This is a genomic window from Deinococcus maricopensis DSM 21211, assembly GCF_000186385.1.
GTDB classification, from domain to species: Bacteria; Deinococcota; Deinococci; order Deinococcales; family Deinococcaceae; genus Deinococcus_B; species Deinococcus_B maricopensis.
In genome coordinates this window covers 195,365-207,867 of record NC_014958.1, presented here as the reverse complement: position 1 = coordinate 207,867, position 12,503 = coordinate 195,365, and the positions used below count along the sequence as shown (strand labels likewise).

General features: G+C 68.7%; 11 protein-coding genes. 9 read left to right on the top strand and 2 right to left on the bottom strand.

Annotated features, from left to right (window positions below; all coding sequences use genetic code 11):
• Positions 1-18: 18 nt before the first annotated feature.
• Positions 19-699, bottom strand: coding sequence for a hypothetical protein (locus DEIMA_RS17650; RefSeq protein WP_013555349.1), 681 nt, complete (start codon positions 697-699; stop codon positions 19-21).
• 102 nt (positions 700-801) lie between these two features.
• On the opposite strand from DEIMA_RS17650, the gene DEIMA_RS00910 reads away from it, so the two are divergent.
• The 8 genes from DEIMA_RS00910 to DEIMA_RS00875 all read left to right on the top strand — a co-directional run bounded on the left by DEIMA_RS00910 (position 802) and on the right by DEIMA_RS00875 (position 8,596).
• Positions 802-1,047 (top strand): hypothetical protein, encoded by a 246-nt coding sequence (locus DEIMA_RS00910; protein WP_013555348.1) that lies wholly within the window; start codon positions 802-804, stop codon positions 1,045-1,047.
• A gap of 82 nt (positions 1,048-1,129) precedes the next feature.
• Positions 1,130-1,525, top strand: coding sequence for a hypothetical protein (locus DEIMA_RS00905; protein ID WP_148234853.1), 396 nt, complete (start codon positions 1,130-1,132; stop codon positions 1,523-1,525).
• Between the two features lie 759 nt (positions 1,526-2,284).
• Positions 2,285-3,499 carry an ROK family protein gene (locus DEIMA_RS00900; protein ID WP_013555346.1) on the top strand — a complete coding sequence of 405 codons (1,215 nt, stop codon included), beginning with the start codon at positions 2,285-2,287 and terminating at the stop codon, positions 3,497-3,499.
• Positions 3,496-4,629 (top strand): Gfo/Idh/MocA family protein, encoded by a 1,134-nt coding sequence (locus DEIMA_RS00895; protein ID WP_013555345.1) that lies wholly within the window; start codon positions 3,496-3,498, stop codon positions 4,627-4,629. Before DEIMA_RS00900 ends, DEIMA_RS00895 begins: the two co-directional genes overlap by 4 nt.
• Entirely contained in the window at positions 4,626-5,591 is a 966-nt protein-coding gene (locus DEIMA_RS00890) for a sugar phosphate isomerase/epimerase family protein (RefSeq protein WP_013555344.1), read from the top strand. The genes DEIMA_RS00895 and DEIMA_RS00890 overlap by 4 nt, the downstream gene beginning before the upstream one ends.
• A 37-nt stretch (positions 5,592-5,628) precedes the next feature.
• Entirely contained in the window at positions 5,629-6,735 is a 1,107-nt protein-coding gene (locus tag DEIMA_RS00885; protein WP_013555343.1) for a Gfo/Idh/MocA family protein, read from the top strand.
• A complete protein-coding gene (locus DEIMA_RS00880) occupies positions 6,732-7,499 on the top strand; it encodes a sugar phosphate isomerase/epimerase family protein (protein ID WP_013555342.1) in 768 nt (255 codons plus the stop codon). The genes DEIMA_RS00885 and DEIMA_RS00880 overlap by 4 nt, the downstream gene beginning before the upstream one ends.
• 224 nt (positions 7,500-7,723) lie before the next feature.
• A complete protein-coding gene (locus DEIMA_RS00875; protein WP_013555341.1) occupies positions 7,724-8,596 on the top strand; it encodes a tyrosine-type recombinase/integrase in 873 nt (290 codons plus the stop codon).
• A gap of 622 nt (positions 8,597-9,218) precedes the next feature.
• Here DEIMA_RS00875 and DEIMA_RS00870 read toward each other — a convergent pair.
• Positions 9,219-11,150 (bottom strand): putative bifunctional diguanylate cyclase/phosphodiesterase, encoded by a 1,932-nt coding sequence (locus tag DEIMA_RS00870; protein WP_013555340.1) that lies wholly within the window; start codon positions 11,148-11,150, stop codon positions 9,219-9,221.
• Positions 11,151-11,321: 171 nt separating this feature from the next.
• On the opposite strand from DEIMA_RS00870, the gene DEIMA_RS00865 reads away from it, so the two are divergent.
• Positions 11,322-12,485, top strand: coding sequence for a trans-sulfuration enzyme family protein (locus DEIMA_RS00865; protein ID WP_013555339.1), 1,164 nt, complete (start codon positions 11,322-11,324; stop codon positions 12,483-12,485).
• Positions 12,486-12,503: the final 18 nt, after the last annotated feature.

Below are 12,503 nucleotides of genomic sequence, written 5' to 3'. Positions count from 1 at the left end.
CGAGTGGTTTTGTCAAGTTTAGAAGGTCCATGACCACACCCCCGACCCCACCAGCGCCCAGCGCACCCGCACCACCCCACCCGCTCCCGCCACAACCGCCCACCCCGGCCCCACCTTCCGCACCTCCACCGACAACAGCGTCTCCCCGGCTCCCGCCACCCCCGCCTTGAACGCCGCCTCCCGCACCGAAAACAGCACCCGCCGCCACGCCACCTCCCCCAACCCCAGGCGCGGCAGCGCCCGCTCACCCACCGTCAGGAACGCCCCCGGCACCTCCCCCGACACCTCCACATCCACCCCCAATCGGCCTGACCCGACCAGCGCCACCGTCAACCCCCCACTGTGCGACACCGACCCCCCCAGCCCCACCGGCCACCGCGGACCCCGCCGCCCGCCGTCCACCGGCACCCACCGCCCGCCGCGCAGCGCCTCCACTGCCACCGCCGCGCAGCGCCGCCCCGCACGAAACGCCCGCACCCGCGCGCCCGGCGCGCGCGCCAACCACGCCGGCACACCCACCAGCGCGCCCGAACGCTGCCCACGCACTCCCCAGTGCGCCCCCACCAGCACCATGTCCGGCACGTCATCCCACTGCGCCGCCACCACCACGCCCGGCGGCACCGACGCCGCCACCACGCGCACGCCCGCCCGCACCGCTTCCCACCCCCACGGGTCCAGCGGCGTTCCCCACGCACTCACCTACCCACTCTCCGCCGCGCCCACCCGCACGTCAAGCCACCACATGAGAAGGTGAGCAACAGCGTGAGATTCCTGTAAGACGACCCTCCGTAGTCTTAACCCATGAACGCCCGCGTCTCCTTCACGCTCCAGGGCACCCCCGTGCTGCACGCAGAAGGCCGCATGTGTCTCGGTGTCGTCCGCCTCAACGCGACCACCCGCACCGCCCGCCCCTTCGCGTGGCCGCACCGCCCCCCCACCGAAGTGGAAACCTGGCGTCTCGCCGACGGCCGCCTCCTGCGCATCACCCGTCCAGCCGGCACCCCCACCTGGACCGTCGAGGCCGTCCTCGACGAGCACGCCGCCTGAGGAACCCCGCACGCCACGCCGACCCTCGTCCCGCGTGAACCCGCCCGGCCACCGGCAAACCGCTCATCCAATTGACGACCGCGTGCATACCACAGGAGCGATGATGGACGTGTTCGACCCGGCCCTGCTCGACAACGCGGCCCAAAGCCCCTGGGGCACCCCCGGCACCTTCGCCGTCATTGAACGGCGCGGCCGCCCCTGGCGTCTCACCTGCATCGAAACCGCCGAGGAGCACCTCTACACCGTCCACGGCGGGCAGCAGTACGCGCGCGACACGGGCTTCCGGCTGAACGCCACCGCCGCCAACCGCACCGACCAGCTGGTGCCCCTCACGGAAGCGCGCCTCACGTACCTGCAGGTCCTCGCGTTCCAACGGGAGGTCACGCAGTGGCAGCCGAGCCTGGACGCCCCCGCCCAGGTCCGCGCGTACGGCGCCCTCGCGCGCGCCTGGCGGCAAGCCAGCGGCCCCACCAGCTGATACCCCACACGCCGGCTGAAGCGCCGTCGTCAGCCGGCGTGTGGGGGTTTCCTTCAGGGGCCTGCGTCCCCATAGTGTCATCGGCTGTTCCCGGTACGGGTTCTGGTCGGCGGACAGTATGCTCGAAGTCTGGTTGTGCCTGCTCACCCAGAGTATTCACGACCTTGAGGATGCTCCCCTGTGGCTGAAGGAGGCGCGTAACGCCTGTGGCGCAGGTCCGCACAGTTCAGCGGCACGGGCGGCGTCTCAGCGCTCTTGGACGGCCAGGTGAACGACCCCGCGAACCTGGCCATGCTGATGCCTTTCGCCGCGCGGGCGGTGCGTTCCCCGCTGGCCTTGAGTGACACTGCCTCACAGGCGCCCTACAGCCTCTCCCGGCGGCGCCCGCCACGCACTGGAGGCGTGATGTGGACACGCGCCAGCTCGTGGTGGTCGGGTCGAACTTCATCACACTGCTGAAGGGGAGACGACGTTCCACAGCGCGCCCCCCCGTGTTCTGAGGCCACTCGGGACCAGCATCAGCGCCTCCCTCCCGCTCAACCCTAGCCCATGCTCGCCCAGGCGTCCCTGGCTTGAAGCAGGGTGCATGCTCGCCCGTTCCCGGCGGTCGTTTGATGCCCACCTTCGGTCTAAAAGAGGCCGAAGGTGGGCATTGACGGTGCAAAGTCGCGGTGCCACAATCCGGGCACTGCTAGTCCTGGCCTTTCGTCCCTGCCGCTCCCGTGTGGCGGCGGGCGTCCCCTCTCGTTCGGAGCGCGCATGCGACTGTTATCAAAACGCGTACGGCAGGACCGCGAGGAAGTGCTGGAGCTGGTGTTCTGGCTGGGCCGCGCGTCACGCGTGCAGCTGATGCAGATCACCGGCTGGTCCAAGACGAAGGTGCTGTCGGTCGTCGCGGAGTTGCTGGAGACGCGCTGGCTGACCGAGAGTGAACCGCTCGCGTCCACGGGGGGGCGCCGCGCGAGCAGCCTCACGCTGAATGGGCGGCGGGGCTGCGTGCTGGGCGTGGCGCTGGGCGCCACCAGCCTCGTGGTGACGCTGTCCGACCTGAACCGGGCCGCGCTCGACCAGCGCACGCAACGCATCGAGCGGCTGGATGACGTGGAGGGCGTCACGCAGGCCATTCTCGGGGCGTGCCGTGACCTGTTGCGCCGCGTGGAGTGCGGCGCCCTCGTGACGGTGGGCGTGGGCGTGCCGGGCCCGGTGGACGCGCGCGCGGGCGCCCTGATCAGCCCGCCGCTGATGCCCTCCTGGGACGGTTTCCCGCTGCGGGACACCTTGCAGCGGGCGCTCGGGGCGCCCGTGTACGTCGACAACGATGTGAACGTTCTCGCGCTCGGGGAGCTGGAGCGGCAGCGGCGCGGCGCGGCCGCGTGGCACGGCGATGAGACGTTCATCGTCGTGAAGCTCGGCACGGGCATCGGCGCGGGTATCATCTCGCACGGGGACCTGCACCGCGGCGCGGACGGCGCCGCGGGCGACATCGGGCACATCATCGTCGCGCCGCACGGCCCGCCATGCCACTGCGGCAACACCGGCTGCCTCGAAGCGGTCGCCGGCGCGGCGGCACTCGTGCGCGCTGCCGAACAGGCCGCGCGCACGGGCCTGAGCCCGCTGCTCGCGGAGGCGCTCCGCGACCGTGGGGCCCTGCAGGCGCCGGACATCGCGGCGGCGGCGCACGCCGGAGACGCCGCCGCGAACACCGTCATCCGGCAGGCGGGCACGCATGTCGGCCAGGTCCTCGCGGGCCTCACGAACTTCTTCAACCCGCGCGCGCTGTACCTCGGCGGCGGCGTCTCCGACATCGGGCTGTCGCTGCTCAGCAGCGTCCGGCAGAACGTGTACGCCCACTCGCTGCCGCTCAGCACCCGCCAGCTCACCATCGACCACCTGCCGGACAAACGCAGTGCCGGGCAGCGCGGCACGTGGGCGCTCGGCATGATGCAGGCCATCCGGGAGGAACAACTCACATGAACCCAATTGACCCTTACCGTGCCGCCGTCGTCGGCGTCGGCTTCATCGGCGCGGCGCACATCGAAGCGCTCCGACGCCTCGGCGTGCCCATCGCCGGCGTGCTCGGCCGTGACGCTGGCCCCTCCGCCGCGCGCGCCCAGGCGCTCGGCCTGCGCGCGTACGGCAGTTACGACGAACTGCTCGCGGACCCGGACGTGCACGTCATCCATGACTGCGGCCCGAATGACGTGCACGCGGACCTGAACGTCCGCGCGCTGCGCGCCGGCAAGCACGTCCTGTCCGAAAAGCCGCTTGGCGTGACCGCCGCCGAGTGCGCCGCGCAACTCCGCGCCGCGCAGGACGCGAACCGGCTGCACGGCGTGAACTTCACGTACCGCGGGTACGCGGCCGTGCAGCAACTGCGCGATCTCGTGCAGTCCGGCGCGCTTGGGGAACTGCGGTACGTGCGCGGGCATTACCTGCAGGACTGGCTGCTGTTCCCCACGGACCACAACTGGCGCACGGAAGCGCCCGCCGCGGAGACGCGCGCCGTGGCGGACATCGGCTCGCACCTCGCGGACCTGACGCGGTACGTGACGGGCCGAGCGCTGGAGCGCGTGCTCGCGCGCTTCAGCCGCATGCACGACACGCGCGTGCGTCCCGCGCACGGCGCCGTCACGTTCGCGGCGGGCGACGGCGAAGGCACGCCGTACCCCGTGCAGACCGAAGATCAGGCGAGCATCTGGGTGGACTGCGCGGGCGGCGTGCGCGCCACCTTCGAGCTGTCCCAGGTCGCCGCCGGGCACAAGAACGACCTCGAAATCGAACTGTTCGGCACGCAGGGCTCCGCGCGCTGGCGGCAGGAACGCCCGGAGGAACTCCTGCTCGGTAGCCGCCGCGACGAGCGCGTCCTGCGCCTCAAGGACCCCGCGCACCCGTTCACGCACTACCCGCCCGGTCACCCGGAAGGCGTCCCGGACGCCATCACGAACGTCATCCGCGCGTTCTACGCCACGCTGCGCGGCGAAACGCAACCCTACCCGACCTTCGAGGACGGCCTCGCCGCCGCGCAATTCACGGACGCCGCGTACCTCAGCCACACCCGCGGCGACTGGGTGAACGTCCCCGCCACCCCCCAGGAGGCCCTATGAAACTCGGTGTGTTCACGCCCGTGTACGGCGCGCTGCCCCGCACGGCCATGCTCGACCGCGTCGCCGCGCTCGGCCTGGACGGCCTTGAGCTCGCTGCGGGCGGCTACCCCGGCACCGCCCACGCGGACCCCGCCGCGCTGCTCGCCGACCCCGCGCAACTCGAGGCGTTCCGCCGTGAACTCGCAGCGCGCAACCTGCAGGTCCTCGCGGTCAGCGTGCACGGCAACCCCCTCCACCCGGACGAGGACCGCGCCCGCCGGGACCACGACGACTACCGACGCGCCCTGGAGCTCGCGGCGCGCCTGAACGTCGAAACGGTCGTGACGTTCTCCGGCTGCCCCGGCGGCTCGCCCGCCGACCGCACGCCGAACTGGATCACCGCGACGTGGCCTCCGGAATTCCTCGATGCGCTCGACTGGCAGTGGCAGGAACGCGTCCTCCCGTACTGGAGTGCGGAATCCGCGCACCTGCGCACCCTGGGCCTGCGCGTCGCCTTGGAACTCCACCCGGGGTTCGTGGCGTACAACCCCGCCACGCTCCTGAAACTCCGCGCCGGCACCGGCGACAACGTCGGCGTGAACTTCGACCCCAGCCACCTGTACTGGCAGGGCATCGACCCGCTCGTCGCCATCCGCGAACTGCGCGGCGCCATCCACCACTTCCACGCGAAAGACACGCAACTGCACCGCCAGAACATCGAGCGTAACGGCGTGCTGGACCTCACGCCGTACGACCGGATCAGCGAGCGGTCCTGGACGTTCCGCAGCGTCGGCAGCGGCCATGACGAACTGCACTGGTCCCGCATCATGGCGGAACTGCGCCTCGCCGGGTACGACGGCGCCATCAGCATCGAACACGAGGACGCGCTCATGTCCGTCGACGAGGGCCTGCACCGCGCCGTCGACACCCTGCAGCGCGTGATCCTGCGCGAAGCGCCCGCCCAGGCGTGGTGGCTGGACTAACCCCACCCGCCCCCTCACCTCACCCACGGAGGCCCCCATGACAGCAGCACCCCTGCGGATCGGCGTTGTCGGCGTCGGCAACATCAGCCCCATCTACCTCAGCGCCCCCCGGACCTTCCCGGCCCTCACCATCACCGCCGTGAGCGACCTCGACCTGGAGCGCGCGCGTGCCCGCGCCGACGAGTTTGGCGTGCCCCGCGCCCTCCCCCTCGGGGACCTCCTCCGCGACGACGATGTCGACGTCATCCTGAACCTCACCATTCCCGCGGCGCATGCCGAAGTGGCGCTCGCCGCCGTCGAGGCCGGGAAGCACGTGTATAACGAAAAGCCCCTCTCCATCGACCTCGAAGCGGGGCGAACGCTGCTCGCCCGCGCGCACGAACGCGGCGTGCGCGTCGGCTGCGCGCCCGACACGTTCCTCGGCGGCGGCCTCCAGACCGCCCGGAAAGCCCTCGACGACGGCCTGATCGGCGAGCCGGTCGCCGCGACGGCCTTCATGCTCGGCCACGGCCCGGAAAGCTGGCACCCCAACCCCGACTTCTTCTACCAGCCCGGCGCCGGCCCGATGTTCGACATGGGCCCGTACTACCTCACCGCGCTCGTGAACATGCTCGGCCCCGTCCGCCGCGTCAGCAGTTCCGCACGCGCGTCGTTCGCGGAACGCATCGCCGGGGCGGGCGACGCTCCCGGGCGGCGCATCCCCGTGCGCACCCCCACGCACATTGCCAGCGTCCTCGACTTCGAGGCGGGCCCCATCGCCACGCTCGTCACTAGCTTCGACGTGTGGGCCGCCGACGTGCCCCGCCTCGAAATCTACGGCACCGAAGGGACCCTCAGCCTGCCCGACCCGAACACCTTCGGCGGGCCTGTCCGCGTCCGCCGCGCCGGGTCGGACGCATGGACGGACCTGCCCCTCACGCACCCGTACGCCGAGAACAGCCGCGGCATCGGCCTCGCGGACCTGGCCGCCGCGCTCCGCACCGGCCGCGCGCACCGCGCGAGCGGCGAACTCGCCCTGCACGTCCTGGAAGTCATGCACGCCACGCTGCGCGCCTCCGACCTGGGCCGGCACATCGACATTCACGCGCGCCCCCCGCGCCCTGACGCCCTCCCCCAGGGGCACGACGAGGAGGTTCTGGCATGAACGACATTCACATTGGCGTGCAGCTCTACACCCTGCGGGACCAGACGGCGCACGACATGGCGGGCGTCCTGCGCCGCCTCGCAGGCATCGGGTACGCGGGCGTGGAATTCGCCGGGACCGGCAACCTCAGCGTCCGCGAAGCCCGCGCGGTGCTGGATGACGTGGGCCTCCGCGCTGCCGCGTGCCACGTGGGCGCCGCCGCGCTCCGCGCGGACTTCGACGGCGCCGTCTCCCAGGTGGAGGAACTGGGGGCCGCGTACGTCGTGTGTCCCTACATCGATCCGCAACTCGCGCGTGACCTGCCCGCCTGGCTGGCGTTCGCGGATGAGCTGGAGGCGTGGGCGCAGGCGACGCGCGCGCGTGGGTTGACATTCGCGTACCACAACCACGATTTCGAGTTCGCCGCGCAGCATGACGGGGCGTACGCGTTCGACCTGCTGTTCGGCCGCGCACCGACCGTACAAGTCGAACTGGACGTCGCCTGGGCGCATGCGGGCGGTGTCACGCCCCGCGAGTATCTGTCGAAGTACGCGGGCCGTACCCCTCTGGTACACCTCAAGGACCTCCGCGTGGAGGAGGGGCAGTTCGTGACCGTGGAACTGAATCAGGGGGAGGTGAATCTCGCGGCCGCCATTGCGGCCGCGCCCACAGTCGGAGCCCGTTGGCTGATTGTCGAGCAGGACTTCTGCCAGAGGGACCCGCTGGAGAGTGTTACGGCCAGCCTGGGGTGGTTGAAGGAGCATCTGGGCAGTCAGCCGGCGTGAGCGCGGTGCAAGAGGGGAGCTTGAAGCTCCCCTCTTGCACTTTCGACTAGAACAAAAATTTTATACAAAGACGTTTTGGAGTCCTTGAGCTGGCTGCTTAGCGCTGAAACAACCCCTTCAATATCACTGGTGGCTTAAAGGCCTCTGCTCCAGCGCGAGCCACAAGACAGAAAGTGCCGCGCGACAGTTCAGCAGTTCCTGCTCATGCCCGTAGAATGCGATCAATGGGGACGGAAGCAGCATTATCAAGTGAGACGCTGGTCGAGTTCCGGCAGGCGCTGGAGGCGTTCGATCTTGATGAGGTGTGGCCCCACCTGGCGCCGTACCTCCCTGGGGTGGAGGGGTCCGCGACGCAACGGAACTACCGGAGCGGCGTGAAGGAGTTTATCGGCTGGGCGCAAACGCAGGGGCATGCGCTGTTGCGTCCCGGTGAGGCAATGGGCGGGGCGTACCTCGCGCATCTGCACGCCCGGTACGCGGGGAAACCGAGTACCCTTACGACGCGTTTGTCGCAGGCGCGCGCGTTGTACCGCGTGCTGCGGAAGCTCGGGCTGGTGCCCCGGAACCTCGACCCGTTCAGTGCGCTGGAGCGGCCCACCGTTCAGCCTGGTGCGGCGCGGGAGTACTACACGAACGACGAGCTGACGCGACTGCTCGCTCACGGAACCACCGAGCAGCGGGCCCTCGTGCTGCTCGGCGCGCACGGGGGGCTGACGACCAGTGAGGTGCTGAGCGTGCACTGGTCTCAGATTCAGTTGCAGCGTGGAGAGCTGATCGTGCATGGCCGCGCTGTTCACGCGAGCGAGGAGCTGCTGGAGGCGTTACGGGCGTACGCGCGGACGCAGGGCGTGGGTGACCTGTTCACGAGTGAAGCGCGCGTTTTTGACATCGAGGGGCCAACGGCGTTGCGGTCGCAGTTGTACCGATTATGTAAAGCGGCAAACGTGTCTTACCGGGCGTGGCGGGCGCTCAGGCATTATGCGGGCCTGCGGTTGTACCTCTTGACTGGAAATGCGGAACGGGTACGGCAGGAGTTGGGGCTGGTGACGCTGCAACTCACGGAGCCTTACCGGCGCAAAGTCGAAGAAGGCACCTGAAGGCCTTCGGCGTGGCTTGAGTTTGGGTGTACTGCGGAACTAGAGAGTGTTTAGCACTAACTATGATTAGTGGAATTTCTGGTTTCGATATTGCGACCGGGTAGTGCTGAACTGTACGGGGCAGTTTTAGCTTAAAGTAATTTGCCTAACAACATATTGACCAGGGGTAACTTAGCTCCTCTTACCCATATACGGGTAGGCCTCGGCATTTGCCGCCTCTTGGCAAGGCATACAGAAAAACATACTTAAACGACCTAAGAAGAATATGCCGTCAGAAGAAAAACGTGCGTGCAAGGCTTTCCGCTCTGATCCAGCCACGCCTTAGAAAAACGGAATCAGTCCGCTCTCACTCAAGGCAACCTCAGTTGCGTAGGCTCTCAGCTTGTGCCCGGGTACTGGCAGGTCAGCTTATGAGGTCGATAAGGCCCACAAAGCTGGAGCAATTGATGGCGACATTGTGGAGTGGCTGTTTTCGGGGTGCGAGGCTCGGAAGCAACTGCTTGGGCAGTTGCTGAGCGCCAAAAAGATTCAGTGGAAAGGTTGCAGGCTGACATCATACGTCTTCGTATAAAATTCTTGATTTACAAGAGGCGCCTTTTCTCGCTTGAGCATCCACGCCAACTCAGGGTGTTGAATCTGCAGGCTGGTCCAGCTTCAATGACGCCAGCAGTCCCTCCAGAGGCAGAGGGCGGGCGAAATGATATCCCTGCCCGCAACCCACGCCGAGCGCCCGCAGCGCATCACGCTGCGCCTCAGTTTCGATGCCCTCAGCGACCACCGTCATGCCGAACACGTCCGCCACGCGAATGATGGCTTCCACGAGCGTCATGGCGGGCGTCGACGGGCCTTCGTCAGTCACGAGGTCCTTGATAAAGGACCGGTCGATCTTCAGCGTGTCGATCGGCAGGTCCCTCAGGTACGCCAGGCTGCTGTACCCGGTGCCAAAATCATCCACAGCGGTGCCCACGCCAGCAGCGCGCAGGTCATCCAGGGTGGCGCGGACGCCTTCGACGTTCTTCATGACGATGCCTTCCGTCAATTCGAGTTCGAGCAGGTGTGGTGGCAGGTCGTGGGTGGCGAGGGCCTGAAGAACCGTGGCCACGAAGGCCGGCTGCGAGAACTGAATCACGGAGACGTTCACGCAGACTTTCACGTCGAACCCGGCGCGTTGCCAGGCGCGGGCGCTGGCGCAGGCTTCGTTCAGGACCCAGGTGCCGAGCGGGACGATGCTGCCGTTCGCTTCGGCGAGCGGGATGAACGTCATTGGGGAGATGGGGCCGTGCGTGGGGTGCGTCCAGCGGAGCAGCGCCTCGACCTTCACGGTGCGGCCGGTGGGGAGGTCCACGATCGGCTGGTACGCGAGGGTGAATTCCTGCCGGTCGAGGGCGACGCGCAGGTCGCGGGCGAGGCGGCGGTGGTGCTCCTCGCGTTCGCCGCTGTCGGGCGTGTAGACGCCGACGCCGTTGCGCCCTTCGCTTTTGACGCGGTACATGGCGCTGTCGGCGTGGCGGAGCAGCGCGGCGGCGTCGTGGCCGTGGTCGGGGTGGGCGCTGATGCCGAGGCTGGCGGTGAGGTGCGTGACCTGGCCGTCGATGGTGAAGGGGGGTTCGAGGGCGGCGAGGAAGCGGTACGCGACCATTTCGGCCATGTCCTGGTGGATGCCGGGGAGGTACGCGACGAATTCGTCGCCGCTGATGCGGGCGATGATGTCGTGCGCGCGGCAGCAGCTGCGGAGGCGGCTGGCGGTGTCGATGAGGACGTGGTCGCCTGCTTCGTGGCCGAGGGTGTCGTTGATGAGTTTGAAGCCGTCGAGGTCGATGTACACGACGCTGAAGGGGGCGGGGTCGGTGGTGGGCGGGTCAGGGTGCAGGGCGCGCTGAAGGACGCGTTCGAGGTGGAGGCGGTTGGGGAGGCCGGTGAGGGGGTCGGTGCTGGCGAGGTGCTGGAGCGTTTCGGTGTGCGTGGCGAGGCGGGCGTAGTGGCCGCTGAGGCGGTGGGAGAGGCGCGCGAGGCCGAAGAAGGTGAGGTTCGCGAGGCTGAGTTGGATCAGGGCGTTGAGGAGTTCGAGGTCGAGGGTGCGGTGGTGGGTGAAGGCGTAGGCAGCGGCAGTGAGGGTGACGCCGCCGAGGAAGATGATGTTGCCGATCTGGGCGGCGCGGATGAAGGGGACGAAGAAGGACAGGACGTAGACGCCGGGCAGCCAGAAGAAGGATTCGGCGAGTTCGTCCTTGATGAGGTCCGGGTTGCCGCTGTTGAGGAGGTAGATAAGTTTGCTCAGGAAGAACAGGCCGCTGCAGGTGACGGTGGTGACGGTGACGATGGGGAGGGTGCGTGGGCGGGCGATGAGGAGGCCGAGGAGGGCGGCGACGCCGGCGAGCATGAGGGGGTAGGCGACGCGGTCGAAGGGGTTGTGGTCGGCGCGTTGGAGGTCGAACAGGATGGAGATGCCGAACGCAACGGCGATGGCGGTGAGGGTGAACAGCAAGGCCCGTGACGTGACGTGCGCGTGGGTGTGCGCGTCGGGGGTGGGGGTGGGGGTGGGGGGTGGGGTCACGGGGGTTCTGCTCCTGTTGTAGCAGGCTGGCCCTTACGGGCGCCTTTCACTGTTCGGGGGTGGGGGGTTCGGGGCATACTTTCAGGGCGTCGGACGCGCACATCCAGTGCTGCTTTCTGACTGACTTACCAGTTTGCTAGCATCCCGTTGGAGGGTGCAGAAAGGTTCACCATGAAACCCCGTACACTCAGCGTTCACGCCGGCCAGCACCCTGACCCGCAAACCGGCGCGCTCACCACGCCCGTCTACCAGAGCAGCACCTTCAGCTACTTCACGGCCGAGCAGGGCCGTCAGCGGTTCGCCGGTGAAACCCCAGGGTTCTTCTACAGCCGCATGGGCAACCCGACCACGCACACCCTCGAAGCGAAACTCGCAGCGCTCGAAGGCGCCGAGGACGCCCTGGCGGTCGCCAGCGGCATGGCCGCGCTCAGCAGCGTCGCGTACGGCCTGCTCAGCCACGGCGACGAGGTCGCGTTCATCGATCCGCTGTACGGCGGCAGCGACGCATTCCTGCAAAACACCCTCCCCCGCGCCGGCATGCACGTCACCCGCTACCGCGACGAGCACGACCTCGCGCAGAACATCAAGCCGAACACGCGCCTGATCATCTTCGAGCCGCTCACCAACCCGACGTTGACGGTCATCGACACGGACGCCGTCGTGGCCGTCGCGCGGCGCGTCGGCGCGCTCACCCTCGCGGACAACACCTTCCTGACGCCGTACCTGTTCCGGCCGCTGGAGCGCGGCGTGGACCTCGTGATGCATTCCGCCACGAAGTACCTCAGCGGCCACGGCGACCTGATTGCCGGCGTCGTCGCGGGTCGGCGCGAGCTGCTCACCCCCATTCGTACCATCGGCCTCAAGCACCTGGGCGCGCCGCTCGGCCCGCAGGAGGCGTACCTGCTGCTGCGCGGCATCAAGACGCTGCCGCTGCGGATGGACGCGCACAGCGAGGCCGCGCTTGCCGTCGCGGAGTACCTGAGCGCACACCCGAAGGTCACACGCACGTACTACCCGGGCCTGAGCAGCCACCCGGGGCACGCGACCCTCGCGGCGCAGGTCGCGCAGTTCAGCGGCGTGATGGCCATCGACATCGGCGGGGACGCGGGCGCGGCCGCGCGGTTCCTGGATCACCTGCAGCTGTTCGTGCAGGCCGTGTCGCTCGGCGATGTGGAGAGCCTCGCGTGCCATCCAGCCACGACGACGCACGCGGCCATGAAGGCCGAGCACCGCGCGGGCGCCGGCGTGACAGACGGCCTGGTGCGCCTCAGCATCGGCATTGAGGACGCCGACGACCTGATCGCGGACCTCGCGCAGGCCCTCGAGTACGTCTGAACCTCGCGTGAACGGGGC